Genomic DNA, 24,700 nt, shown 5'->3' with positions numbered 1-24,700 from the left:
AAATTCGCGTTCGGCGATTATTTGGGGCCGATCATTTTCTCGGGGCGCACAACCTCGTCAAATTCCGTTTCGGTCACGAAGCCGAGGCGGATGGCTTCCTCGCGAAGCGTGGTTCCGTTCTTGTGTGCCGTCTTGGCGACCTCGGTCGCGTTGTCATAGCCGATCTTGGGGGCGAGGGCGGTCACCAGCATGAGCGACTGCTCCAGCAGGTCCGCGATGCGGTCCTCGTTCGCCTCGATCCCCTTGACGCAATTTTCCGTGAAGCTCTCCGACGCGTCTGCGAGCAGGCGAATGGACGTCAGCACATTGTAGATGATGACCGGCTTGAAGACGTTCAGCTCGAATTGACCCTGGCTGCCGGCAAAGCTGACCGCGGCGTTGTTCCCCATCACCTGGGTACAGACCATGGTCATGGCCTCGTTCTGGGTCGGGTTCACCTTGCCGGGCATGATGGACGAGCCAGGTTCGTTGGCCGGCAGGGCCAGTTCGCCGATGCCGCAGCGCGGGCCGGAGCCGAGCAGGCGGATATCATTGGCGATCTTGAACAGGGACACGGCGGTCGAGTTCAGAGCGCCATGCGCCTCGACCATCGCATCCTTTGTGGCCAGCGCCTCGAACTTGTTCGGGGCCGTCTTGAATGGTAGGCCGGTCAGAGTGGCGACTTCCTTGGCGAAGGCTTCGGCAAATCCGGGCTTGGCGTTCAGCCCCGTTCCCACCGCGGTTCCGCCCTGGGCGAGTTCGCACAGCGCGGGCAGCGTGGCCTCGACCCGGCGGATCGAGTTGTCGACCATCGCCACATAGCCGGAAAATTCCTGGCCAAGCGTCAGGGGTGTGGCGTCCATCAGATGGGTGCGCCCGATCTTGATGATGTCTGCAAAGGCGTCGGCTTTCTCCTGCAATGCCCCGCGCAACGTTTTCAGAGCAGGCACGAGGCGGTCGACGATCTGGCGCGCCGCCGCGATATGCATCGCTGTCGGGAAGGTGTCGTTCGAGGATTGCGAGCGGTTCACATGGTCGTTGGGATGAACCGGGTCTTTGGAGCCGACCTCGCCGCCCAGTATCTGGATGGCCCGGTTCGCGATGACCTCGTTGGAATTCATGTTCGACTGCGTACCCGAGCCGGTCTGCCAGACGACCAGAGGGAAATGATCGTCAAGCTTGCCGTCGAAGACCTCACGCGCGGCTTCGGCGATGGCATTGCCCAGTTCCGGCTCCAGATTGTCGAGCGCCATGTTCGCCTTCGCTGCACAATGCTTGACCGCGCCGAGCGCGTGGACAAGCGGCGCCGGCATGGTCTGGCCGCCGATCTTGAAATTGTTCAAGGAGCGCGCGGTCTGGGCGCCCCACAGCTTGTCGGCGGGGACGTCCAGCGGGCCGAAGCTGTCGGTCTCGGTACGCATCTTCGTCATGATACAGACTCCTTTGGGCGAGAGGGCGGCGCCGCTTGAAAAGGCGCTGAAATTTCGTCCGGTTTATGAACGCAGCATGCTACGCGGCGCAAGACCTTGAACCGGGTAGATACTCGAGATCCGCAGCGTGCCCTGCGAGCCTCGGGTTCTGGACCGCTCGCACGCATCCCGGAACCGGCCCCGGAATCGTGGAGGATTAGCATTCGACTGAATGCCGGCCCGGCTCAAAGGGCGGTGAGTCTTGCAGAAAGTCGTTGACGCGCCGACACTATGATTAATGATTCGGCGCGGATTGAAGCTTTATGTCTGACCGACCGAATAGACATCGCAGACCCTGTGCCGGGTCGGGAGAGGTAGCGTGCAACCTGCCAATGTTCGAGATTCCCTTCATCTGCGGGTGGACGCAGTCACGACCCAGTCGCGCCGCTTCAAGTCGCTGATCGGCGATTTCTTCCGGACTGAGTTCAAGCGAGTCAGGCCCAAATGGGGTCCTTACGAGGTCACCATCATCATCGAGCGCACGCCGGGGAGCCCGACCGAGGACGTCGACAGTGTCGCCATGTCCGTGCTCGACGCGCTGACTGGCGTGGTGTTCCACGATGACAGCCAGGTGGAACGCCTGCTGGTGGAGAAAGTGGAAGGCGAGCGCGCCCGGGTGAAGGTGCGGGCCCGCCCGATCCTGCCAGAGACCACGCACTAGCCGCGCCGTGGCTCTGATCATCGATCCTGTACGTGTCTTCCTTCTGGACGGAAAAGGTTCCGGCGAGAATGCGAGTCTCGCCGAGATTCCCGAGCCCGATGCTCCGGACCCGCGCGAGGCCGGGCCTGGTCAGAGCTTTGTCTGGCTTCACTTCCAGCGCGATGACGAACGCACACGGGCCTGGCTGGAGGAAGAAAGCGGTCTGGACAGCTTCGTGGTTCAGGCCCTCCTGGCCAAGGACACGCGGCCGCGCTGCACGGTCCATGGCCAGGGTGCCATAGTTAATCTGCGCGGAGTCAATCTGCACGAAGGTGCCGAGGTCGAGGACATGATTTCGGTCCGGTTCTGGATCGACGGACAGCGCGTTGTCGGCGTCTGGCTTCGTCCGCTCTTCGCGATTGTCGACGTGTTCGACGCGATCGAACGCGGCGTGGCCCCCGTCAGCCCCGGCGATCTCATCGCCAAGCTGGCCTTGCGCCTCGCCGATCGCATGGAGCCCACGGTTGCCGAGCTCCATGAACGTATCGACGAGCTGGAAGACCAGATCAATGCCCCTGAAACGACCGCAGAGCCGCGCGCGGAGCTGGCCGATATTCGCCACCAGGCAATCATCCTGCGCCGCTTCATCGGGCCTCAGCGCGACGCACTGACCACGCTGGCCATTGAGGACCTCGCCTGGCTGGACGATCGCGACCGGTCCAGGATTCGCGAGGCGGGCGACCGCACCACGCGTGTGCTGGAAGAACTCGAGGCCGTGCGCGAACGCGCGGCCATCGTGCACGATCAACTGCTTGAGCGCCGGGCCGAGCAGATGAACCGCTACACGCTGCTCTTGTCGGTCGTGGCTGCGATCTTCCTGCCGCTCAGCCTGCTGACCGGGCTTCTCGGCATCAATGTCGGAGGCATACCCGGCGCCCAGACGCCCTGGGCGTTCGCCGTTGTGACCGGGCTCATCGTGCTTGCCGGCGGGGTGGAGGTCTGGCTGTTCAAGCGGTTGAAGCTGCTCTAGCCGCGTCCGCCGGCGAGCTGGCTGGCATTGGGATGGCTGCGAAGGCGAAGCATCGCCCAGACGCCAATCGCCGGACCGATTGCCAGCGGCGCGAAGGCGAACTGCCAACCGGTCACACCGACCCAGTAGGGCAAGGCCTGAACGCTGACAGCGGTCAGCGCAAAGCCCAGCGCGGTCTGCAAGGTCAGAAGTGAGCCGGCCAGGTCGCGCGGAGCGAGCTCGGCGATCGCGGCTGAAAACTGCGCGGAGTCGGCAATGACGCTGACGCCGTAGACCAGAAGCAGCGTGACCATCACCGCGGGACCTAGTGGCCACGCCAGGCCCGTCAGCAGGGCGCACGAGCCGCTGACGAGCATTGCGCCCGCCGCAACCGGTGTCCGTCCGACCCGGTCGGCGAGCCAGCCTGCGCCCAGCGCGCCCAGAGCCCCGGACGCGACGATGGCGAAGGTCAGTCCCCCGATCGCGCCGGCGGGAAGGGCGCGGGTCTGGAAATAGGCCAGCAGGAATGCGCCCGCCCAGGCCCAGAAAGCGTAGAGCTCCCACATATGTCCGAGATAGCCGAGATTGGCGTAGCGCAGATCGCGGCGCCGGATCGCCAGAACGAAGGCGCGCGGATGGAACGCCGTGGCGCGAACGAAGGCTGGTCCGGCTTGGCATAACCCGATCGCCCCGGCCGAGACCGCAGACAATCCAGCGGCCCACACGAACGGGGTGCGCCAGTTCACACCTGCGCCGTTAAGCGCGAACAGGTGGGGCAGGGCCGAGCCCAGCGTGAGGGCACCGACCAGCAGGCCGATCAGGAGGCCCGCATCGCCTTTCGCCCAGCTCGCCGCGAGTTTCATGCCGACCGGATAGACCAGCGCAAGGGAGGCTCCGGTCATCAGGCGAAGGCCCGCCATGGCCAGGCTGCCGGGCGGCGTGACGATCACGGCGAGGGTCGTCAGCGCGGCCAGTCCCGCGCCCGCGGCGAAGACGCGGCGCGGATCGAACCGGTCGGACAATCCAAGACCGGCGCTGAAAAGCGCTCCGGCGACAAAACCGATCTGAACGCTGCTGGACAGGGCGGCCCGGGCGAAAGGGCCAAGGTCGGCAGCCGCCTGCAATGCGGGGAGGGCGGCGGCCCCGGCAAACCAGGAGGACAGGGCCAGGACCTGGCACAGGGCAATCAGCGCAAGGCTCTTCGCCTTCACGGCCGGCTAGGTGTCCAGAGGCCGGAGTGCGGCGGTCGCGGTCGCGCTCGCGCACAGCCGGTCATCGGCGTCGAACAGGTCGCCTTCGGTGAAGGCCACGCTGCGCCCGAGCCGCTTGACCTGGCCGCGCACCCGGCACCGGCCCTTGAACAGGGGACGCAGGAAGCTGGTCTTCATCTCCAGCGTGGGAACGGCCATTTGAAGATCGCTGGCAATAAGGGCGGCCAGCGACATGGCTTCATCCAGAAATCCGGTCACGATGCCGCCCTGGACCGATCCGTTGGGATTGAGAAATTCGTCGCGGGCGATGAAATGAGCTTCGACCCAGCCTGCTTCGGCATCCAGATCGATCAGCGAGAACCCGAAATGGCGTGTCACCCCGGGCAATTGTCCAGGGTCGGAGAACAAGGCGCGCAGCCGCTCTGTCGTATTGCCCTTCAATCTTTCTTCCGGAAGGCGTCGAGACTGACCACAGTATTCTCGTCGCCCTCTTCACCGGACGGATTGCCGTCGCTCTCGTCCTGGGGCCCGGGCGATTCATACTCGAAATAGAGCTGGAAATTGACCGCCGGATCGTGAAACCGCGTGACCGCGCGCCATGGCACCTTGAGATATTTGGGCACACCCCCAAATTTCAAGGTCACCTCAAAGCCGTCATCGTCAGCCGACAGGTCCCAGAACTGATGCTCCAGAACGATCGTCATCTCGTCGGGATAGGATTTGATCAGGGCCTCGTCGAGGTCGCAATCGGGATCGGTTGTCTTGAAGCTGACATAGAAATGATGGCTGCCCGGCAAGCCTTGGGGACTTGCCGCGCGCGCAACAGCTTCGCGAACGACCCCGCGCAGGGCCTCCTGCGCCAGCTTGCCGTACCCCATCAAATCCTTGGTCACAAATCCCTCCCCGAGTTGAAGGCGAGAGTATCCATCACCGCGCCCGCGTCAATTCGCAACGCTGTTCACGCCGCGCCTGCGCGCAGGGCGGCGAAAGTTGATCAAGAGTTAAGGTCTGCGCGCGACGCTCGCGTGTAAAGATACAGGAATGTGATCCATGGTTGAGGAAACTGGTTGTCTGGACGAGGCGAGCTCTTCGCCGCCCGGTGACTCGTATGCGTGGCGAAACGGCGAGCCCTTGTTGCGTCCGGTCGCGTGTGAGCCTCTGACGCGTCTGGTCGGACTGGTGGAGACCGGACGGCTGATGCGCGAAAATCCCATGTCGATCCTGCCTGGGGCGCTATTCCGCCAGACGCGGCTGAGTGGCCCGCATTTTGGCCGCTCCATCCACGAAGTCTCCGGCCCCGCCGAGATGAAGTCCATCCTGCTGGACAATTACGAGGCCTGGCGCAAATCACCCCTCATCATGCGCATGCTGCGTCCGATCCTGGGCGAGGCCATTTTGACGGCCCATGGCGAGAACTGGCATCGCCAGCGCAAAAGCCTCCAGCCCGCTTTCCTTCGACGCCGGATCGAAGGCTTCGCGCCGATCATGGCGGAGGTGGCGGAAACAACCGCCCTTCGTCTGTCCGCCGAGGATCAGCCGGTTGAAATTCAGGCCGTGCTCAACGACGCCACGTTCAGCGTGATCGAGCGGGTGCTGTTTTCCGATGCGCAGGAGTTCGACCGGGTACGCGTTCGCAGCGCGATCGAGGTGATCCTGGCCGAAACCGGCACGCTGCGTATGAGCGACCTGTTGCCGGCGCCCGAGTGGGTACCGCGTCTGATGTCGGCTCGCGCCCTGCGCGCGCGTCACGTCTTTCGCAAGGCCGCGATGGCGCAGATCCGCCGGCGTCGCGAGAGCGGCAATTCCGGGGATGACCTGCTTGGGCTCCTGCTGGAGTTGCGCGACCCGGAGACAGGCGATGGTCTCTCCGACCGCGATATTCGCGATACGGTGATGACCTTCATTGCTGCCGGCCACGAGACCACGGCCATCGCATTGACCTGGGCGCTCTACCTGGTCGCGAGCGACGCGCCGACCCAGAAGCGGCTACGCGCCGAGGCCGCCGAAGCGATGGCACATGGGCGGGCGCTCAGCGCTGCGGACCTGCCGCGTCTCACCTTCTCGCGTCAGGTGATCGAGGAGGCGATGCGGCTTTACCCGCCTGCGCCCATCCTGGGCCGGCGCGCCATTGCGGAGACCGAGATTTGCGGCCATCCGGTAAAGAAGGGCGATGTTGCGCTGCTCGCATTCTACGCTCTGCACAGACACGAAACGCTGTGGGACCAGCCCGATCATTTCGATCCGGACCGGTTCAGCCCGGAGCGGCGTCCGAAAGACCGCTATCAGTTCATGGCGTTCGGAGGCGGACCGCGCGCATGCATCGGCGCCAATTTCGCGTTGATGGAGGCGACGATTTTCCTCTCGACCCTGGTCGCGAAACTTGGTTTCACACCGGTCGAGGGCCATGACGTCTATCCGGTGATGCAGGTTACGCTGCGGCCGCGCGGGGGGATGGCGCTGAACATTCAGACGCTCCGAAACTAGCCGGGAGGGGAGGCTTCCAATCTCGCAGGGTCAGAGATTGAGGGGGATTTCCATGCGTGTTGTTCGGCTGGCCGGCAGAGGGAGGCGATCTCTCGGCGTTTGCCGGTTGGCGAGGAATGTTTCGGCAGTCTGCAGGTTCGCTGTCAAAAGCGTGTCGTGCCACGCGGCCCGATTGGCGTGATTCAGCAAAACGCCGGCCGGATCGTTTGGCGAATGGACAAGGAACGCCAGCCGGCAACGGCGGCTTCCGTTAGCCATGGTAGAAAAGCGGGCGACAAGCTCTGTCGCCGGTCCGTTATACCGAGCAGCGCGCAGATCGATCAGAAAGGATCGTGTCTTGAACCGCTCGGCCGCCTTGTACATGTCCGCGACCAAAGCCGCGCTGGCTTCGGGACTCCGGTCGCCACAGACCGATATCCGAAGAAAATTCCGCGCCGGGTCGAATTCTATGAAGTGCAAGGGTTCCATGAAACGGATAATGATGAACGCATTCAGTGACGTCAAATAAAATCGTTAACAGGCCTTTCCAGATTGCAGCCCAGGGTTCTTGTCCTTTGTAAAGTCGGGATATTAGGGTCTGTGGCTTGGCGTGGATAAATGTGAAGAACGAGGAAAACGACGCTATAGGCGGGCGCGCCGGTTCGCGAAAGACCGGTGCGGTGGGGCGATGCCATGCATATCTCTGATTGTTTTCCTCCGGGGGGCGTCTGACGATTGAATACGCTGATGAAGTCGCGTAGAGGCGAGAGCGTCGTGGACGGGATTGAGATATCTCCAGTCGTAATTCGGGACCATCAGGATGGCGCGGCGAGCTTTACCGTCTCAAAGATACGTCTTGGTGGCACTCTGCGCCCTGGCGGCGTTCGGTCTCGGGATCTGGCTCCGGCTTCCCCTTCAGCCTGACCTGATCATCAACGTGGACGAGCTGATACCGCTAGCGGTTTCTCAATCGATGACCGCTCTGGGCAAGCTCGACCCGAACTGGCGTCATGCCGACCTCCCGGAATTTTTTCGCTACGATCAGTATAACTTCTATTTCTTCAACATCCTCTCACACGTCAGTATCAATATTGGTGACAATTTCGATGCTGAGAGGCTCACCGCGCTTCGCGTCGCCAACATTATCTACCAACTGACTGCCGTCGTGCTGCTGATCGATGGGGCAAGGAGATACTGCCTCTCAAATTTCGCCAATGGCGCGCTCGCATTTTCGATAATCGCGGCGCCGACTTTCGTTCATGACGCGCTCATGGCTCGTCCAGAGAGCTTGCTTTATCTGGTAACCGGGCTGGCGTTCTGGGTCTCTTCGCTTTCGCTCGGCCTCCTCGTCCGGGTCGGCCTCGTTTCATTCGTTCTCGGGGTCGGGGCAGCGGTTAAGATCACCTATCCGGTTATCGGCGTTGCCGGCATTCTTGCGCTGATCCTTTTATCCTGGCCGGGTTGGAGGGTCGCAGCATGCGCCGGCGCAGTGGCGTTGGTCGGGCTCGCGGCGGGGTTTGGCGTCTCTGCACCTTACGCACTCCTCAATTTCGACGTCTTCCTGAACGGACTCTCGGCACTGTCCAATCAGTACGACTCCGCCCATCCGCCGCATTCGCATCCCGATCCATGGGTGCTGACCTATTTCTTTTGGATTTGCCGCTTTTTTGCCGAGCTCTACTGGCCCTGGTTCCTCCTGATCGGTGCAGGCATCATCCTCGGCGACAGGCGCGAGCGGACGGCGATCGCCTGTTTGGCGGCGCCCTTTCTTTTGCTTGTCGTATATTTCTCGACCAAGACTGTCTTTTTCGAGCGCAATTTCGCGCATGCGATGCCGCTTTTGTTCGTCGCTAGTGCGCTGTCGTTTCAGATCCTGGCGCGGCGCATCGCCAAGCCGCTGGCCGGGCTTGCGCTGACCATTCTTGTTTTGCCAGCACTCTTCTGGTCCATGCAGATCGCGCAGGCTGGCCATCATGAAGGCGATGTGCGCGACGCCTTTGTCCAGGCCAACGGGCTTGAAGAATTCCAGATGCGTCCGACCGGCGAGACCCTCTTGCTTGTGCCGCCGCCGGCATGTGGCGATCTTGCGGTCACGCAGGTGGACCACGTGCGGACGCGCCGCTACGAGGCGATGTTGCTGAGCGCGGGTTTCAAGCCGGTCGCCACCTATCGCGGTCCATTCGACACACTCGCCACGAGCACGCTGCAGTCCTACCTCGGGTATTCGATGGGCTTCTATACCAAGCCTTGCACGCCGGCCCGCGCCTCCGAGTCCTGAAGGACCGTGCGCCGTTGCGAGGCGCTTTCCGGCGAAGACGAGCGCAACCTGGAAGGGCAGTGTTGGGGCTTCTCGTCCATGCCCGCGGGCGCGGCCGGACTGCGGCGAGTGCAGCGTTGGCAGGGACACGCCGAAAGCATGTCAGCTCGTCTGATCGCTTGGGTCGAATCGAGGGAAATTCCGGCAGAAAAAATCAGGTGATGGAGAGCTCGCGATAGAAGGAAAGTGGGGGCTTCTGTTGCCAGGCGCCCCCGAACCCCGCCTGACCTTGCTAGAGGACAGGACTTAACAAGCGAGTTGCTCGCGCTGCGTTACGCAGCGAGGGCGAACTCTTCAGCAGTGTTGTCGTTGGCAACTACTGTAAACGGGCTGGTAACGAAGCCCATTCGGGCGAACGCTACGTCTTTAGCCATCCGTCGATCCTAATTCGGCCCCTCACACACCGCGCAACGCCGCGGAAGAGAAGTTGGTGGAGCCGCCGGGATTCGCACCCGGGTCCGGTCTGGTTATTACACGCGCATTTATCGCCATAGTCTCCGAAGAGACACATGTAACATAAGCTCATTCGGCCGGAGTTTAAAGAGATGGTTCGCCACATCGCTGCAGCCGGGCTGGCGCTTCTGGCGGTATTGATCGGTCTTTGCGTGCTGGCGAGCGCGCTGGGGGCAATGCTCGCCCCGCCTGGAGCCCGGCCTGACTCGCCCGGCGATTGTGAACTGATCGGGGTACAGCGCGTCATGTTGCACACCGAGATTGTGCTGCCGGCAGACGCCTTTGATCCTGACTCGCCCGTACGCGCGCTCTTTCCCGAGGCCAACGGCTACGCCATCGGCTGGGGAGACCGGCGCGCCTATCCTGGAGCGCTGACGGCCGGCCAGGCGGTTACCGCGCTTGTCTGGCCCACGCCCTCCGTGCTGCACGTTCACGCGCTGGACCACCCGCCGCTGGAAGGGCGGCAAGGTGTGACGGTTGCGGTCTCGCGGCAGGGCCTGGAAGCGCTTGTCCGAGAGATCGAGGCGGCCTTCGTCCCGGGTGAGGCGGGTCGGCCGATTCATGCCGGACGCGGCAAGCGCGGCCCGCGAAGCGTGTTCGCGCAGGCGAGGCCCAGCTATCATCTCCTGCGTACCTGCAATGTGTGGACCGGCGCGAGACTGCGCGCCGCCGGCGCCCCAGTCGGGGTGCCGGCGGTGCATCTGCTCCCGTGGACGTTGACCGGCGAGCTCAATGTCCGAGGCCAGGCGGGCTGCCCCGGGCGTCCCTAGGCGACGGATCTGGAAGCGCTGCTGCGCAGAAGGCGTGCTTACCCCATCACGAAGGCGTTGAGCTTGTTGCCGTCCGGGTCGCGGAAATAGCCGGCATAAAAGCCGTCATCGCCGCGCGGTCCGGGTGCGCCTTCGTCCTTTGCGCCCATCTCGATGGCTGCATTGTAGATCTCGTCAACATGCGCCTTGTCGCGCGCGGCAAGAGCGACCATCACGCCATTGCCGACCGTGGCGGGCTTTCCGTCATACGGCTTGGTCAGGCCGATGCCCGCTCCGCCGCCCGGCTTGCCCCAGGCGATGAAGGTGTCGAATTCCATCATCCGCCCCGTATCGAGCAGCCCGCAAAGCCGGTCGTAGAACTTGGCCGCGCGCTCCAGATCATTCGTACCAAGGGTCACATAACCAATCATCGAGAGTTCTCCTTATGTTCTGATTTTGTCACCATGTTCCCGCTTCGCCGAGCGCGCAAGTAAAATCTCGATGATATCGCCGGAGCGTCCCCGCACGCTTGGCTGCTGCGAGGTCCGGCGCAATCGGGTGGTCTCGTCGCGTGTGGTGGTGATGGTAGTCGTGGTAGTAGGAGTCGCGTTCGCACTTTCGGCGGGGACCTCGCCGGACCGAATCGGGCAGACTGGCGCGCCCAGGACGCGCTTCACGGGAGGACATCATGGCCATCGCAGAGACGCATGCCGAAACCGGCTCGCCGCTCGAGCACGCCTATCTCGACCTCTTGCGCGACATCCTGGCCAACGGCACGGATACGACCGATCGCACGGGCACAGGGACGCGGTCGGTCTTCGGCCGTCAGATCCGCGCCGACCTGTCTGACGGTTTCCCGCTGCTGACGACCAAGAAGGTCCACTTCAAGTCTGTCGCCGTGGAGCTGCTCTGGTTCGTGAAGGGGCTGACCAACGTGACGTGGCTGCAGGAACGCGGCGTCACGATCTGGGATGAGTGGGCTGACGAAAACGGCGAACTCGGCCCGGTCTACGGAAAACAATGGCGCCGCTGGACGGGGCCGGATGGTCAGGAAGTCGATCAGCTCGCCAATGTGCTCGATCAGATCCGCAGGACGCCGGACTCACGGCGCCTCATCGTTTCGGCGTGGAACCCGGCGGATGTCCCGTCCATGGCGCTTCCGCCGTGTCATTCGATGTTCCAGTTCTACGTTGCAAACGGACGGTTATCGCTCCAGCTCTATCAACGCAGCGCGGACATGTTCCTCGGCGTGCCGTTCAACATCGCCAGCTATGCTCTCCTGCTGGCCATGGTCGCGCAGGTGACCGGCTATGAGCCGGGCGAATTCGTCCACACGTTTGGCGATGCTCACATCTATTCAAATCACATGGATCAGGTGAACGAGCAGCTTTCGCGGCCGCCACGAGCGCTGCCGACCCTGTCGCTCAATCCGGCCATCACCGACCTCTTCGCCTTCGAATACGAGGACATCGCAATCCAGGACTATGACCCGCACCCCCGGATCGCTGCACCGGTGGCGGTGTGATGACCGACCCAGTCAAGCTCGTGCATGTGGTCGCGCGCGCACGTAACGGGGTGATAGGCCTAGACGGAGAGCTTCCCTGGCGCCTCAAATCGGATCTGAAACAGTTCAAGCAGGTTACGCTAGGCAAACCGGTCGTGATGGGCCGCAAGACCTGGGAGAGCCTGCCGCGCAAGCCGCTACCGGGCCGACCTAACCTAGTGGTCAGCCGCTCCCTGGCATCGGCAGAGGGCGCAGAGGTCTTCGACAATCCCTGGCATGCGCTGGAGGCCGCACGTGCCGCGGCGCTGCAGGCGGGCGTCGACGAGGTCTGTATCATTGGCGGAGCGCAGCTCTATTCTCTCACACTGGAACGCACCGACCGCTTGTACCTGACCGAGGTCGAGCTGGAGCCGAATGGCGGAACGGTCTATCCCGACCTTGATGGCTCGGAGTGGACGGAGGTGTACCGCGAACGGTTCGAGGCCGGGCCGGAGGATGATGCCCCGTTCACGCTCACCATCCTGGACCGGGTGCGGCAAACCGGTCGCGCACAGCCGGACTGACCGGTTTTACTTGAACCGGCGTGTCGCGCCGTCCACATACAACCGTGATGTGACTTTCACACTTCAAGGGACAATCGGGGAGAGTGCATGCCCTGGAATGACAATACCGGTGGCGGTAGCAACGGGCCCTGGGGCTCGGGCGGCCGCAAGAATGACAATAACCCGTGGGGCCGCGGGCCAGGCGGAAATCGCGGACGCGGTCCTGCCGGCGAACCGGATCTCGAAGATCTGATCCGTCAGCTGCAGGACAGGCTCAAGGGGCTGTTCGGCGGCGGCAAGGGCGGTAAAGGCGGCAAGGGCGGCGGCCTCGTCGGTCTGATCGTGATCGGCGTTGCGCTGCTCGCCGTGATCGTCGCGTCGGTCTACCAGATCGGGCCGGGTGAAGCAGGGGTCGTCACACGCTTCGGCGACTACTCGCGCACGACCGGGTCCGGTCTGCGCTTCAAGCTGCCTTATCCGATCGAGACGGTCGAAATCGTCGATGTGGAACAGATTCGTACGGTCACGATTGGTGAAACGCCCGCCGAGGGGCTGATGGTCACGCGCGACGAGAATATCGTCGATCTGTCCTTCACGGTTCAGTGGCAAGTTGATCCGGCCAATGTCCAGGCCTTTGTCTTCAACGTGCGCGACCCCGCCAGCATGGTTCAGACCGTGGCCGAAAGCGCGATGCGCGAAGTCGTCGGCACCTCCGATCTGCAGCCGATAATCGGTGCGGGCCGGGGCGAAGTCGCCGATCGCGCAGACCAGATCATGCAGGAAACGTTCGATCTCTATGCGTCGGGTATCCGCATCGTCGGCTTGCAGCTTCAGGAAGCTGCCCCGCCGGGCGACGTGATCGCGGCCTTCCAGGACGTGATCTCGGCCGAACAGGATGCAGAGCGCAATGCGCTGGAAGCCACGGCCTATGCCAACCAGATCGTGCCTGAAGCGCGCGGTACGGCAGTGGGGCTGCTGGAAGAGGCGCGAGGCTACCGCGATCAGGTGATTGCGGTCTCTCAAGGCCAGGCCGACCGGTTCGATGCGATCTACGAAGAGTACCGTCAGGCGCCCGATGTCACACGCCGAAGGATGTTTCTGGAAACGATGGAGCGTGTGCTCGGACGTTCCGAACTCATCATTCTCGATCAGCAGGGAGAAGGCAACGGGGCGGTCCCCTACCTGCCGCTTGACCAGCTGGGTCGAAACCGCGGGGCTCGGACCACCGCCCAGGGTTCAGGACAGGGAGGCTAAGCCATGCGTATTGTTGGAATCGGATTTCTGATCCTGATCGTCGCCGCATTGATCGGCGTGTTTACCGCCACTTACACAGTGAGCGAAACCCAATCGGCCCTCGTGCTTCGCTTCGGCGATCCGGTGCGCACGATCAACGCTCAAGGTGAGGACGAGGCGGGGCTCCACTTCAAGCTCCCTTGGGAGGAAGTCACGCGGTTTGATCGCCGCAACGTCGAATTCGACATGCGGCCTCAGCAGCTCCAGGCCGGAGACCAGGAAAGGCTCGAGGTCGATGCCTTCCTTCGCTACCGGATCGTGGATCCGCGGCGGTTTTACGAATCGGTGCGGACAGAGGCTGTTGCCCGGGGACGTCTGAGCTCGATCATGGAGGACGCCCTGCGCGCCGTTGTCGGTTCGATCCCGTCCCAGGACGTCATTTCCGGCCAGCGCGCGGCCCTTATGGACCGGGTGGAGAGCATGGTCAGCGCGTCTGTCCAGCGTGCCAATCTGGGCATTGAGGTCATCGATGTGCGGATTCTGCGCGCAGACCTGCCCGATGAGGTCGAAGAGCGGGTGTTCCAGCGCATGCGCTCCGAGCGTCAGCAGGAAGCCGCCCGGATTCGGGCCGAAGGCGAGGAGCGGGCCCGGGAGATCCGCGCCGGTGCGGACCGCGAAAGCACCGTCATCCTGGCCAATGCCCGCGCGGAAGCGGATCGCATTCGCGGTGAAGGCGACGCTCAGCGCAACCGAATCTACGCTCAATCCTATGGCCAGGACCAGGAATTCTTCGCCTTCTACCGGTCCATGGAGGCCTATGAGAACGCGCTGCGTGACGGGACTCCCATCATCCTTCCGCCGGATTCGGAGTTCTTCCGTTACTTCCGCAATGAAAGCGGAACGTCGAACTAGTAATCGATGTCAAAGCAGTAAAACGGCCCGCGTTCTGATCGGCGCGGGCCGTTTCATATCGGGAATTGAGTTCGTGCCGTCGCTGGCTGCCGTCTTGCGGCCAGCGGGGGGGACGGATACACCCGGATCGTGATTGCCTGCCGCTCTAGCGAAGGAGACGCCGATGCGCGCCCTGTTCGCCGCTCTTGTTCTTTGTGCCGTCTCGGCGGCCGCCCATGCGCAGCCGCGCGAGGGCTTCGCCGATCTCGCCGAGGCGTTGTCACCGTCCGTGGTCAACATTTCGGCCGTGCAGCGCATGACCGAGAACGATGCGATGCCGACCTTCCCTCCCGGATCGCCGCTGGAGCGCTTCAACGACCTGCTGGGCGACGGACCGCGAATCGCGAACTCGCTCGGGTCTGGTTTCGTCATTCGTGCAGAAGGCGTGGTCGTCACGAACAACCATGTGATCGAAGATGCGGACGAGGTGGAGGTGACCTTCCCTGACGGACGCACCTATCCGACTGATATCGTCGGCCGGGACCCGGCCACCGACCTCGCAGTCCTGCGCATTCAGTCGCAGGATCGTTTCCAGCCCGTTCCCTGGGGCGATAGCGACGCGGCGCGTGTCGGCGACTGGGTGGTCGCGATCGGTAACCCGTTCGGCTTCGGGGGCTCGCTGACAGCCGGTGTGATCTCGGCGCGCGGGCGTGAGATTGGCGGGCGGTACGACGACTATCTGCAGACCGACGTGGCGATCAACCAGGGCAATTCCGGCGGTCCGCTGTTCAATATGGACGGCCAGGTTGTCGGCGTGAACACCGCGATTTTCACCCCCACCGGCGCGAGCGTGGGGATCAGCTTTTCCATTCCCTCCAACATCGCGACCGTCGTGGTCGACCAGTTGCTCGAGTATGGCGAAACGCGCCGCGGGTGGATCGGTGTGAACGTGCAACCGGTGACACCGGACATGGCGCGGGCGATGAACCTTGCCAGCCCGCGCGGCGCCATCGTGAGCCGTGTGGAGGAGGGCGGGCCGGCCGATGAAGGCGGGCTCCGCCGTGGCGATGTGATCCTGGCCTTCAACGGCGAGCCGGTGCCCGACGATCGCCGGCTTCCGCGCATCGTTGCAGAGACGGCGGTCGGTACGCGAGCGGCTGTCGATATTCTGCGCCGCGGCGAAGCGATGACACTGACCGTCGAGATTGCGCGTCTGGAAGAAGAGATTGCCGCGACCGGAACGCCGCAGGGCGGCACGCCGGATGAGGCCGAGAGCGAGCCGAGCTTCTTCGGCCTGGCGGTTACGCCGCTGACCGACCCCCTGCGCCGGCGCTACAATGTGCATCCCGACGCGGAAGGGCTGCTGATCACGCAGGTGGACCCGAACAGCGATGCGGCTGGAAAAGTGCGCGAGGGCGATGTCATCGAGGAGATCGCCTGGACGCCGGTCAGCGATGTCGTCGAGGCGCGCCAGGTCGCCGAGCAGGCCTCCGGCGGGGGAGAAGAGCCGGTCCTGTTCACGATCAACCGTGCCGGCCAGTTCATCTTCCAGACGATTCGCCAGTAAGCGGTCGCGGTGGTCGCGGCGCCAGACATCCTGTTCCTGGCCGGCCCCACGGCTTCGGGCAAGACCGCGCTCAGCCTGCACGCGGCCGGGCGCCTGGACGCGGAAATCATCAACGCCGATTCCATGCAAGTGTATGACCGGCTTGCGATTCTGTCCGCTCGCCCTGATCGCGCGGAGATGGCGGGGATTGCCCATCACCTGTTCGGCGAGGTGGACCCGGCTGTGCGCTGCTCGGTTGGCGAGTGGAGCCGCCGGGCGCTGGCGCGCCTGGAGGCGGTGAAAGCGCGTGGAAAGCGTGCGATCTTCGTGGGAGGAACCGGTCTGTATTTCAAGGCTCTAACCGAGGGACTTGCGCCGACGCCGGAGATTTCGGCCCGCGTGCGCGATGCGGTGAATGCTTTAGTCGCGGCGCGCGGAGTTGAGGCATTGCGTGAAGAGGCGATGCGCCATGACCCGGTGGCGGCAAGCCGGGTTGAGCCGGGCGACCGCCAGCGCCTGCAGCGCATCGTGGAAATCGGCCGGGAGACCGGGCAGGCGCTGAGCGCGCTGCAGGCCGATACCGTGCCGCTCCTGGCGCAAGACCGCTGGCGCGGTGTCGTGATTTCTCCTGATCGTGAAACGCTTTACCAGAGAATTGAAACCCGCTTCGACGCCATGATGGCCGCCGGGGCGCTGGCGGAGGCCGAGGCGATTTTCCGCCTGGAGCTGGATCGCGACCTGCCGGCCATGAAAGCGGTGGGCCTGCCGCCGCTTCTCGACCATCTGGCCGGCGAGCTGACGCTGGCGGAGGCGGTGGAGACCGCGAAGCGGGATTCGCGCCGGTATGCGAAGCGGCAATACACGTGGTTTGCCAACCAGCATCCAGGCTGGGCGCGCATTTCCAGCCTTGACCCGGACGATCAGAGAAATGAGCTTAACCGCTTTATAGACAAGGAGTTTGGGCTTTGACCGACGCGCTCTACGAAGCCGATATCGACCTCGAGCCGATCCGGTCGCGCCATGTGGCTATCATCGGGTACGGCAATCACGGCCGGTCGCATGCGCTGAACATGCGCGACATGGGGGGGGAGCGGATTTCGATTGCGCTGCGGCCCGGGTCCGCCTCGATTGCGAAGGCGCAAGCTGATGGATTCACTGTGGTTTCCATCGAAGAGGCGGCGCGCGAAGCCGATGTGCTGTCGCTGCTGGCCGCGGATGAGGCGCACGGCCAGATCTGGGCCGACCATATCGCGGAAAACCGCAAGCCGGGACAAGCACTTATCCTGTGTCACGGCTTCTCGATCGAGTATGGCGTGCTCCGGCCCCCGGCCGATTGCGACGTCATCCTGGCGGCGGCCAAGGGACCGGGCGGGGCGGTGCGCTCCAGCTTTGAAAAGGGTGGAGGACTTGTTGGTTTCTGGGCAGTAACCCCGGGATCGAGCACCACTGCCGAACCATTAGCCAAGGCCTATCTCAATGCAATCGGATGCGGGCGAGCCGGTATTTTCCCATCCAGCTTCCGCGAAGAGGCCCTGGCCGACATTTTAGGCGAGCAGGCCGTCCTGGTCGGCGGAATGTGCGCGCTCGCCCGCACCGGGTTCGAGCGCCTGACCGCGGCCGGAATCGGACCGCGCATGGCCTACATCGATACGGTCCACGAGTTGAAGTATATCGCCGAACTTATCCACGATCGCGGAATAGCCGGTATGTATGAGGCGATCTCGGATACGGCCGAGTTCGGCGCCCACGAGGTGGAGGGGAAGATTTCCAGGGCGGTCGAACCGGTCTTCGACGCCATTGTCGAGGATGTGACGCGGGGCGATTTCGCGCGGCGCTGGGTGGCCGACTACGCCAATGACCGGGCCTGGCTCAAAGCGGCGCGGGCGAAAGCCGGCGAGCATCCGCTCGAGGACGCCGGCAAGGAGCTGCGCGCCCTGCTCAAGGGATCGAAGTAAGACGCCGCGCCTGCCGGCCGGTTTTGACAAAAGGGGACCAATGGCGTGTTAGTTCGGCATCAAATATGCGAGCGTCCGCGTTCGTTGAGCCGCAGCCCTGTCTGAACGAGTATCGATGAACGCGCTTCTCAAATTTTTCATGCGAATGGATTTGCGCGCGGGCCGCGCCGTCTGGGTGTCGCTGGCGCTGTTCCTGTCGGTGGCGATCGTGTTCCTGATCGGCAAGTTCGTGCTGGATCTCGAGCCGGGCGCGGTTGGCGAATGGTTCGAGCACGCGGCCGAGGAATGGTACGCGATCCCGGCCACCATCGTGGCGTTCACGGCGCTTGCCTTTGTCGGCTTTCCCCAGTTCGCGCTGATCGGCGCGGCCGTCTTCGCCTTCGGACCGCTTCAGGGCTTCTTCTATTCCTGGATCGCCACGATGGTCTCCGGCGCGCTCAACTTCTACCTCGCCCGGCTGCTGGGAGCGAAGATCGTCCGGCGCTATGGCGGGCAGACGGTCAACCGGATCTCCGACTTCGTGGGACGTAATGGTTTCTGGGCCAGCTTCATCGTGCGCATCGTGCCCTCCGCCCCCTTCATCGTCGTGAACATGGCGGCGGGAATCTCGCACATGGGATTTCTCGCTTTTGCGTCCGGCATGGGGCTGGGCATCATTCCCAAGACCGCCCTCGTGGCCTTTTTCGGCGGGAGCCTGATGGCGATCCTCTCCGGCGGAGGGCCTTGGGCCATCGCGGCTCTGGTCGCGGCCGGTGCCGCCTGGATCGGCTTCATGCTGATTGCGCGCCGCTGGCTGCGCGGTTCCGATCTCGGAATGGAGGCGGCAGAGTTGAAACAAGACGCACATACGGGCGATGACGCCGCAGAACGCTGAGTTTGAGAGACTTCGCGCGCTTGCAATATGGCGCGAGGCATCGCACAAGAAACCAAGACTCGCTCTGTGACCATTTGGTCGCAGTCTTAAAATTTTGCTCCTGTTTGCTGACACCGGTTTTTCCATGTTCTCAAGCCTGTTCGGCCTTCTCTCTGCGGATATCGCCATCGACCTCGGGACTGCGAACACGCTCGTTTACGTGCGTGGACGCGGCGTCGTGCTGAATGAGCCCTCCGTTGTCGCCTACAAGATAGAAAAGGGCCGCAAGCACGTGCAGGCGGTCGGGGCGGAAGCCAAGCTCATGCTCGGCAAGACGCCTGGCAACGTGGAAGCGATTCGCCCCATGCGCGACGGAGTCATCGCCGACTTCGACGTGGCCGAGGAGATGATCGCCCACTTTATCCGCAAGGTTCACAACCGGCGCAGCTTCGTCAGCCCGCAAGTCGTGATCTGCGTGCCCTCCGGCGCGACCGCCGTGGAGCGCCGTGCGATCCACGAGAGTGCGCTGGGCGCCGGGGCGCGCAAGGTCTACCTGATCGACGAGCCGATGGCGGCCGCCGTTGGCGCGGGCCTGCCCATCGACGAGCCGACCGGTTCGATGATCGTGGATATCGGCGGCGGCACGACCGAGGTCGCGGTGATGAGCCTGTCCGGCATCGTCTATTCACGCTCGGTGCGTGTGGGCGGCGACAAGATGGACGAAGCCATCATCAATTATATCCGCCGTTCGGCGAACCTGCTGATCGGGGAAACGAGCGCCGAGCGCATCAAGAAGGAAATCGGCTCCGCGACGCCGCCGCCGAAAGGCGAGGGGCTGAGCCTGGAGATCAAGGGCCGCGACCTGATGAACGGTGTGCCGCGCGAGATCGTGGTCACCGAGGCGATGATCGCCGATGCGCTGTCCGAGCCGGTCGAACAGATCGTCGAGGCGGTCAAGCAGGCGCTGGAAGCGACGCCGCCGGAACTGGCCGCCGACATCGTGGACAAGGGTATCGTGCTGACCGGGGGCGGGGCGCTGCTCCGCAATCTGGACACCGAGCTTCGCGACCGCACCGGCCTGCCGGTGAGCCTGGCAGACGAGCCGCTCTCCTGCGTGGTGCTGGGTTGTGGAAAAGCGGTTGAAAACCTGCGCGTGTGGCGGCCCATCCTGTCCGAAGCCGTTTAACCGCGCACCTCGGGGGACCAGACCTTGGCGCAGTGGCGATCCTCGCGGCGCGATAATGAAGAGGGTGTGCGGTTCTCGCCGGCCCTGTTCATCTTTCTGGTTCTCGTGTCCTGCATTCTTGTCGCATCCGACCGTCCGGAAAACCGGCCCCAGGTCTTGAGCGGAGTGCGCGCCGGTTTCAACGACGCGGCAATGCCCGTGCTGGAACTGGCCGCCTGGCCGCTTCGCGGCGTTCAGAATGTCGGCCCGTGGTGGCGGCGCCAGTTCGAGCTGGCCCAGGAGAATCGCGAATTGCGCGAGGACCTCGCCGAGCTGCGCGCCTGGCGCGATGTGGCGCTGTCCCTGCGCGACCGGGCCCGGCTCTACGAAGAAGCCCTCAATCTTGAAACACCGGCCGTGCGCGAGCGAATCACTGCCTGGGCCGTGGCCGAGCGGGCCGGTCCGTTCGTACGCTCCCGCCTGATCGGGGTGGGCGCCCGGGACGGGGTGAGGGAAGGCTATCCGGTCGTGAACGTTTACGGCCTGGTCGGGCGCACGGTCGATGTCGGCCAGCGGTCCGCGCGTGCTCTGCTTCTGACCGACCTGAACAGCCGGGTGGCGGTGATGGCCGACCGCTCCAATGCGCGCGCCATGCTGACCGGTGACAATACCGACTTTCCGCGCCTGGAGTATCTGGGAACCGATCCCGATATCCAGGAAGGCGACCGGATCGTGACGTCCGGCGATGACAATGTGCTGCCGCGCGGCCTGCCGGTGGGCGAGGCCGTGCGCGACCGCGACGGGCGCTGGCGCGTGGCGCTCTATTCCGATGCCGCGCCGCTGGACCTGGTGTGGATCTGGCCGTTCGAGCCGGTCGCGCCGCCCGAAGCCAATCCGCTTTCCGTCGACGCGCTGCCGGGGCTGAATGCCGAAGACCTGACCGGAGATCTCACCGGTGACGCGCCGCAGGATGCCGGCACACCGCAGAATGGCGAGACGGGGTCTGAGCCTGAAACCTCCGGGCCGGGTGGCGCGCCGGCGGCGATCGCGCAGACGAGCTCATCGGACGGCACAGCAGACGGCGCGGCGGATGGCGAGCCGGGAGGCGAGGACTGATGCGCGCACCCCTGGAACGCCGCTCGGCCTGGCCGACGCTCGCCGGCATGGCCCTGACCCTGATCCCCAGCCTTTTGCTTCACGCGGCGCCGACCCGGCTGCCGACCGGCATGGACCTGCTGCCGCTTCTGCCGCTGATCACGCTCTTCATCTGGGCGGTTCGCCGGCCGCGCTATGTGCCGCCCTGGCTCATCTTCCTGATCGGGCTGCTGCAGGATTTGCTGATCGGCGGACCGATGGGCGTGTGGGCGCTGGCCTACCTGGTCGCCTTTTCCATTGCGCGTCCGCGGGACGAGGAAGGCGGAGGCGAGATCGGCCCGGTTTCCCTGCGCTTTGCGGTGCTGGCCCTGATCGCGCTGGCCGTCGCCTGGGGCGCCGGTTCGGTTGCGCTCGGCCAGCCGGCAGGAACAGCCGACCTCGTGACGGAAGGTGTTTTAACCATCATACTGTTTCCTGTGTTCGCCTTTTTCTTCGCCCGCCGGAAGGAACGCTCGACCTTCTCGTGACCGGGCAGACGAGGCGAGAGTGAACCGGGCGGTCCAGCCCGGGAAACGGGACCAGGAATGAAGCGCGACAAGCAGGAAAATCAGGCGCAGTTCAACCGGCGGGCCATCTTGATGGCCGGGGCTGGCGGCGCCGTGTTCGCAGGCCTGGGCGCGCGTCTCTACACGCTTCAGGTTCACCAGCAGGAACGCTACCGCCTGATGGCGGAAGACAACCAGTTCAACTTCCGCCTCGAGACGCCGACGCGCGGACGGATTCTCGACCGGTTCGGCGAAGCGGTGGCGGAGAATCGCGACAGCTATCGCATCGTCCTGATTCCCGAGCAGGCCGGCGATGCGGAGGCGGCTCTGAACCGGCTCGCGCGGCTGATGGAACTGTCCCCCGAAAGGCGCGAGCGAATCCTGCGCGAAATCCAGCGTTCGCCGCGCTTCCAGCCGGTCGAGATCGCCGAGGATCTGGATTGGGAGACATTCGCGCGGGTCAATCTGCACCTGCCCGACCTGCCGGGGATCAGCCCGGATGTCGGCGAAGTGCGCACCTATCCCCATCCCCAGGCCTTCGCCCACGTGGCCGGCTATGTTCAGGCCGCATCCGAGGCGGCGGCAGGCAACGATCCGCTGCTGCTCCATCCCGGCTTCCGCATCGGCCGGGCCGGGGTCGAGGCGGCCCAGGACCAGACGCTGCGCGGCTCTGCCGGCCAGCTGAAGGTCGAGGTCAATGCCTATGGCCGGGTCATCCGCGAATTGCCCGCCCAGTCCAACCCGTCCGTGCGCGGCCAGGATGTGATGCTGAGCGTGGACGCCGAGGCCCAGCGCTTCGGCATGCAGCGCCTGGCCGGGGAAAGCGCGGCGGCGGTGACGATGGACGTGCAGTCGGGGGAAATCCTGTCGCTGGTCTCCGCGCCGAGCTTCGATCCGAACCTGTTCGTGACCGGGATCGGCACCGATGATTTCCGCGCGCTGAACGAGAACGAATACCGCCCGCTCTTCAACAAGGCGACGACGGGGCTGTACGCGCCGGCCTCCACCGTCAAGGGGATGATGGGCATGGCCGCGCTGGAAGCCGGCGTCATGGAGCCGGACGAGCGGGTTCGCTGCGTCGGCCACACGACACTGGGCAATCGCCGCTTCCACTGCTGGCGGCGCGAAGGCCATGGCTCGGTCGACCTGCACGAAGGGATCAAGACGTCGTGCGACATCTATTTCTACGAGGTGGCGCGCCGGCTCGGGATCGATCGCATCAACGAGATTTGCCACCGCATGGGGTTGGGCGAAGTCTACGATATCGGCATGCATATCCCCGACCGCGCCGACGGGTTGGTGCCCAATCCGCAATGGATGCGGGCGCGCCGTAACCGGGGCTGGTCGACGGGCGACACGTATAATGTGGGGATCGGTCAGGGCGACCTGCTGGCCTCTCCGCTGCAGCTGGCGGTCATGACGTCGCGTCTGGCGACCGGGCGCGCGGTGACGCCGACCCTGCTGCGCCGGACCGATCCGGCTCCGTTTGCCGACATGGGCTTCGACCCCGAACACCGCGAACGAATCCACCGGGCGATGCGCGCCGTGGTCCACGAGCCGGGGGGCACGTCCTACTGGTCGCTGCAGGGACTGGGCGTGGAGGGCGTGGAGATGGCCGGCAAGACCGGCACGGCCCAGGTCTATTCGATCACCACCGCCGAACGCGCCTCCGGCTTGCGCAGCCAGGACGAGCTGCCTTGGCGCCTGCGCAATCACGGCCTGTTCATCGGCTATGCCCCGGCCATCGATCCCAAATACGCCGTCGCCGCAGTGGTCGAGCACGGCGGCGGGGGGAGCGCGGCCGCGCTGCCCGCCCGCGATCTTTTGCGCGACCTGATCGAGCGCGATCCTGCGCAGCGTCTTCAAACGGTGACGGCGATGGCCGGCACCGGGCAGGAGAGCTGACCCGATGGCGGTTTTCACGCAGGCCGTGCCGCGCGGCTTCCGGGCCAAACTCTATGAGGTGAACTGGGCGTTCGTCCTTCTGGTGGTGCTGATCGGCAGCATCGGGGTGGGCATGCTCTATTCGGTCGCGGCCGGATCCTGGACGCCCTGGGCGATCACCCATGCCGTGCGCTTCGGCCTCGGCTTCGCGGTGATGCTGGCCGTGGTGCTGTTTCCGCCGCGCTTCTGGATGGGCGTCGCCTATCCGATGTATCTCGCGGCCCTGGTCCTGCTGATCGGCGTCGAGCTCATGGGCGCGGTCGTGATGGGCGCCCAGCGCTGGATCGATATCGGGCCGATCCGCATGCAGCCGTCCGAAGTGATGAAGATTGCGCTCGTGCTGGCGCTGGCGCGCTATTACCACGACCTGCCGCAGGAGAAGGTCTCCTCGCTGGGCGGGCTCCTGGTGCCGGCCGCGATGATCGGCCTGCCGACCGTACTGATCCTGAAACAGCCCGACCTGGGGACCGCGCTGCTGGTCGCGGCGACCGGGGGCGTGATCGTCTACATGGCCGGGCTGTCCTGGCGCATTATCGCCGGCGGAGCGGTGGCGGTCGCGGTCGGCGTGCCGCTGGCGATCCGCTACGGGCTGGAGGAGTATCAGAGGCAGCGCATCACGACCTTCCTGGACCCCGAAGCCGATCCGCTGGGCGCGGGCTACAACATCATCCAGTCCAAGATCGCGCTGGGATCGGGCGGCTTTACCGGCAAGGGCTTCATGCAGGGCACGCAGAGCCAGCTGAACTATCTGCCCGAACACCAGACCGACTTCATTTTCACCACGCTGGGCGAGGAGTGGGGCTTTGTCGGCGGCATCTTCGTGATCGGGCTGTACGGCCTGCTGCTGGCCAATTGCATCGCGATCGCCATGTCGTGCAAGTCGGTTTTCCTGCGCCTGGTGGTGATGGGGATCACCACGACGCTCGCCCTCTACGTCTTCATCAACGTGGCAATGGTGATGGGGCTGGTCCCGGTCGTGGGCGTGCCCTTGCCGATGATTTCCTATGGCGGGACGGTGATGCTGACCGTGCTGTTCGGCCTTGGCCTCATCCTGTGCGCGCACGTGCATCGCGGCGCCGAGCCGCCCAAGGGGGCGGGCCTGTTCGGCTAGCCATTGCGGCAATGTTGTGACAGCAC

Annotated in this window: 24 protein-coding genes and 1 other RNA gene; 18 read left to right on the top strand and 7 right to left on the bottom strand. The window is 64.4% G+C overall.

Annotation, left to right across the window (positions count from 1 at the left end):
• Positions 1-17 precede the first annotated feature (17 nt).
• A complete protein-coding gene (gene fumC / locus E5162_RS13240) occupies positions 18-1,409 on the bottom strand; it encodes a class II fumarate hydratase (RefSeq protein ID WP_135945754.1) in 1,392 nt (463 codons plus the stop codon).
• A gap of 358 nt (positions 1,410-1,767) precedes the next feature.
• Here fumC and E5162_RS13235 point away from each other — a divergent pair, with 358 nt between their 5' ends.
• Together E5162_RS13235 and E5162_RS13230 are read left to right on the top strand one after the other, a co-directional pair.
• A complete protein-coding gene (locus E5162_RS13235) occupies positions 1,768-2,109 on the top strand; it encodes a RusA family crossover junction endodeoxyribonuclease (RefSeq protein ID WP_135945753.1) in 342 nt (113 codons plus the stop codon).
• Between the two features lie 7 nt (positions 2,110-2,116).
• Positions 2,117-3,118: a zinc transporter ZntB gene (locus E5162_RS13230; RefSeq protein ID WP_233342098.1), complete on the top strand. Its 1,002-nt coding sequence runs from the start codon at positions 2,117-2,119 to the stop codon at positions 3,116-3,118.
• Here E5162_RS13230 and E5162_RS13225 read toward each other — a convergent pair.
• Genes E5162_RS13225 through E5162_RS13215 form a run of 3 tightly spaced genes read right to left on the bottom strand, consistent with a single transcriptional unit; the run spans position 3,115 to position 5,186 of the window.
• The gene (locus tag E5162_RS13225; RefSeq protein ID WP_135945752.1) at positions 3,115-4,308 is read right to left on the bottom strand and encodes an MFS transporter; all 1,194 of its coding nucleotides are present in this window, start codon (positions 4,306-4,308) and stop codon (positions 3,115-3,117) included. The two genes, E5162_RS13230 and E5162_RS13225, sit on opposite strands and share 4 nt — an antisense overlap.
• A 6-nt stretch (positions 4,309-4,314) precedes the next feature.
• Complete coding sequence (locus E5162_RS13220) at positions 4,315-4,749, bottom strand: PaaI family thioesterase (protein WP_135945751.1); 435 nt, start codon at positions 4,747-4,749, stop codon at positions 4,315-4,317.
• On the bottom strand, positions 4,746-5,186 hold the full coding sequence (locus tag E5162_RS13215) for an SspB family protein (protein ID WP_135945821.1): 441 nt from the start codon (positions 5,184-5,186) through the stop codon (positions 4,746-4,748). Before E5162_RS13215 ends, E5162_RS13220 begins: the two co-directional genes overlap by 4 nt.
• Before the next feature lie 172 nt (positions 5,187-5,358).
• Here E5162_RS13215 and E5162_RS13210 point away from each other — a divergent pair, with 172 nt between their 5' ends.
• On the top strand, positions 5,359-6,792 hold the full coding sequence (locus tag E5162_RS13210; protein WP_135945750.1) for a cytochrome P450: 1,434 nt from the start codon (positions 5,359-5,361) through the stop codon (positions 6,790-6,792).
• Between the two features lie 30 nt (positions 6,793-6,822).
• Here the strand turns inward: E5162_RS13210 and E5162_RS13205 are convergent, their stop codons facing one another.
• On the bottom strand, positions 6,823-7,296 hold the full coding sequence (locus tag E5162_RS13205) for a hypothetical protein (RefSeq protein WP_135945749.1): 474 nt from the start codon (positions 7,294-7,296) through the stop codon (positions 6,823-6,825).
• Positions 7,297-7,627: 331 nt separating this feature from the next.
• Here E5162_RS13205 and E5162_RS13200 point away from each other — a divergent pair, with 331 nt between their 5' ends.
• Positions 7,628-9,049 carry a hypothetical protein gene (locus E5162_RS13200; RefSeq protein WP_135945748.1) on the top strand — a complete coding sequence of 474 codons (1,422 nt, stop codon included), beginning with the start codon at positions 7,628-7,630 and terminating at the stop codon, positions 9,047-9,049.
• A 224-nt stretch (positions 9,050-9,273) separates the two neighbouring features.
• Here the strand turns inward: E5162_RS13200 and ssrA are convergent.
• Positions 9,274-9,634, bottom strand: a transfer-messenger RNA (tmRNA) gene (gene ssrA, locus E5162_RS13195).
• Between ssrA and E5162_RS13190 the strand changes: the two genes are divergently transcribed.
• Positions 9,634-10,311, top strand: coding sequence for a DUF2459 domain-containing protein (locus E5162_RS13190; RefSeq protein ID WP_158291310.1), 678 nt, complete (start codon positions 9,634-9,636; stop codon positions 10,309-10,311). The genes ssrA and E5162_RS13190 overlap by 1 nt on opposite strands.
• Positions 10,312-10,349: 38 nt before the next feature.
• Here E5162_RS13190 and E5162_RS13185 read toward each other — a convergent pair whose 3' ends face one another.
• On the bottom strand, positions 10,350-10,721 hold the full coding sequence (locus E5162_RS13185) for a VOC family protein (RefSeq protein WP_135945746.1): 372 nt from the start codon (positions 10,719-10,721) through the stop codon (positions 10,350-10,352).
• Between the two features lie 257 nt (positions 10,722-10,978).
• Here E5162_RS13185 and E5162_RS13180 point away from each other — a divergent pair, with 257 nt between their 5' ends.
• The 13 genes from E5162_RS13180 to rodA all read left to right on the top strand — a co-directional run bounded on the left by E5162_RS13180 (position 10,979) and on the right by rodA (position 24,674).
• Positions 10,979-11,815: a thymidylate synthase gene (locus E5162_RS13180; RefSeq protein ID WP_135945745.1), complete on the top strand. Its 837-nt coding sequence runs from the start codon at positions 10,979-10,981 to the stop codon at positions 11,813-11,815.
• Positions 11,815-12,357 carry a dihydrofolate reductase gene (locus tag E5162_RS13175; protein ID WP_135945744.1) on the top strand — a complete coding sequence of 181 codons (543 nt, stop codon included), beginning with the start codon at positions 11,815-11,817 and terminating at the stop codon, positions 12,355-12,357. Before E5162_RS13180 ends, E5162_RS13175 begins: the two co-directional genes overlap by 1 nt.
• A gap of 87 nt (positions 12,358-12,444) precedes the next feature.
• Positions 12,445-13,590 carry an FtsH protease activity modulator HflK gene (gene hflK, locus E5162_RS13170; protein ID WP_135945743.1) on the top strand — a complete coding sequence of 382 codons (1,146 nt, stop codon included), beginning with the start codon at positions 12,445-12,447 and terminating at the stop codon, positions 13,588-13,590.
• A gap of 3 nt (positions 13,591-13,593) precedes the next feature.
• On the top strand, positions 13,594-14,481 hold the full coding sequence (hflC, locus tag E5162_RS13165) for a protease modulator HflC (protein ID WP_135945742.1): 888 nt from the start codon (positions 13,594-13,596) through the stop codon (positions 14,479-14,481).
• A gap of 163 nt (positions 14,482-14,644) precedes the next feature.
• Complete coding sequence (locus tag E5162_RS13160; protein ID WP_135945741.1) at positions 14,645-16,027, top strand: Do family serine endopeptidase; 1,383 nt, start codon at positions 14,645-14,647, stop codon at positions 16,025-16,027.
• A gap of 9 nt (positions 16,028-16,036) precedes the next feature.
• The gene (gene miaA / locus E5162_RS13155) at positions 16,037-16,975 is read left to right on the top strand and encodes a tRNA (adenosine(37)-N6)-dimethylallyltransferase MiaA (protein ID WP_135945740.1); all 939 of its coding nucleotides are present in this window, start codon (positions 16,037-16,039) and stop codon (positions 16,973-16,975) included.
• Entirely contained in the window at positions 16,972-17,961 is a 990-nt protein-coding gene (gene ilvC, locus E5162_RS13150) for a ketol-acid reductoisomerase (RefSeq protein WP_135945739.1), read from the top strand. The genes miaA and ilvC overlap by 4 nt, the downstream gene beginning before the upstream one ends.
• Positions 17,962-18,076: 115 nt before the next feature.
• Positions 18,077-18,835 (top strand): TVP38/TMEM64 family protein, encoded by a 759-nt coding sequence (locus tag E5162_RS13145; RefSeq protein WP_135945738.1) that lies wholly within the window; start codon positions 18,077-18,079, stop codon positions 18,833-18,835.
• Between the two features lie 124 nt (positions 18,836-18,959).
• A complete protein-coding gene (locus E5162_RS13140; protein WP_135945820.1) occupies positions 18,960-20,000 on the top strand; it encodes a rod shape-determining protein in 1,041 nt (346 codons plus the stop codon).
• 24 nt (positions 20,001-20,024) lie between these two features.
• Positions 20,025-21,095 (top strand): rod shape-determining protein MreC, encoded by a 1,071-nt coding sequence (mreC, locus tag E5162_RS13135; RefSeq protein WP_135945737.1) that lies wholly within the window; start codon positions 20,025-20,027, stop codon positions 21,093-21,095.
• Positions 21,095-21,601 (top strand): rod shape-determining protein MreD, encoded by a 507-nt coding sequence (mreD, locus tag E5162_RS13130; protein WP_135945736.1) that lies wholly within the window; start codon positions 21,095-21,097, stop codon positions 21,599-21,601. Before mreC ends, mreD begins: the two co-directional genes overlap by 1 nt.
• A gap of 57 nt (positions 21,602-21,658) precedes the next feature.
• Positions 21,659-23,524: a penicillin-binding protein 2 gene (mrdA, locus tag E5162_RS13125; protein ID WP_135945735.1), complete on the top strand. Its 1,866-nt coding sequence runs from the start codon at positions 21,659-21,661 to the stop codon at positions 23,522-23,524.
• A gap of 4 nt (positions 23,525-23,528) precedes the next feature.
• Positions 23,529-24,674 (top strand): rod shape-determining protein RodA, encoded by a 1,146-nt coding sequence (rodA, locus tag E5162_RS13120; protein ID WP_135945734.1) that lies wholly within the window; start codon positions 23,529-23,531, stop codon positions 24,672-24,674.
• The last annotated feature ends 26 nt before the right edge of the window (positions 24,675-24,700 follow it).

This window comes from Marinicauda pacifica (assembly GCF_004793635.1).
Taxonomy (GTDB): Bacteria; Pseudomonadota; Alphaproteobacteria; order Caulobacterales; family Maricaulaceae; genus Marinicauda; species Marinicauda pacifica.
The sequence above is the reverse complement of the archived record's forward strand: the minus strand, read 5'-3'. Positions and strand labels throughout refer to the sequence as shown.

Coding starts and splice junctions, on each gene's coding strand:
- hflC (WP_135945742.1), top strand. CDS start 13,594: ATGCGTATTGTTGGAATCGGATTTCTGATCCTGATCGTCGCCGCATTG.
- fumC (WP_135945754.1), bottom strand. CDS start 1,409: ATGACGAAGATGCGTACCGAGACCGACAGCTTCGGCCCGCTGGACGTC.
- hflK (WP_135945743.1), top strand. CDS start 12,445: ATGCCCTGGAATGACAATACCGGTGGCGGTAGCAACGGGCCCTGGGGC.
- mreD (WP_135945736.1), top strand. CDS start 21,095: ATGCGCGCACCCCTGGAACGCCGCTCGGCCTGGCCGACGCTCGCCGGC.
- E5162_RS13160 (WP_135945741.1), top strand. CDS start 14,645: ATGCGCGCCCTGTTCGCCGCTCTTGTTCTTTGTGCCGTCTCGGCGGCC.
- E5162_RS13140 (WP_135945820.1), top strand. CDS start 18,960: ATGTTCTCAAGCCTGTTCGGCCTTCTCTCTGCGGATATCGCCATCGAC.
- rodA (WP_135945734.1), top strand. CDS start 23,529: ATGGCGGTTTTCACGCAGGCCGTGCCGCGCGGCTTCCGGGCCAAACTC.
- E5162_RS13210 (WP_135945750.1), top strand. CDS start 5,359: ATGGTTGAGGAAACTGGTTGTCTGGACGAGGCGAGCTCTTCGCCGCCC.
- E5162_RS13215 (WP_135945821.1), bottom strand. CDS start 5,186: ATGGGGTACGGCAAGCTGGCGCAGGAGGCCCTGCGCGGGGTCGTTCGC.
- mrdA (WP_135945735.1), top strand. CDS start 21,659: ATGAAGCGCGACAAGCAGGAAAATCAGGCGCAGTTCAACCGGCGGGCC.
- E5162_RS13185 (WP_135945746.1), bottom strand. CDS start 10,721: ATGATTGGTTATGTGACCCTTGGTACGAATGATCTGGAGCGCGCGGCC.
- E5162_RS13190 (WP_158291310.1), top strand. CDS start 9,634: ATGGTTCGCCACATCGCTGCAGCCGGGCTGGCGCTTCTGGCGGTATTG.
- E5162_RS13145 (WP_135945738.1), top strand. CDS start 18,077: ATGAACGCGCTTCTCAAATTTTTCATGCGAATGGATTTGCGCGCGGGC.
- E5162_RS13180 (WP_135945745.1), top strand. CDS start 10,979: ATGGCCATCGCAGAGACGCATGCCGAAACCGGCTCGCCGCTCGAGCAC.
- E5162_RS13175 (WP_135945744.1), top strand. CDS start 11,815: ATGACCGACCCAGTCAAGCTCGTGCATGTGGTCGCGCGCGCACGTAAC.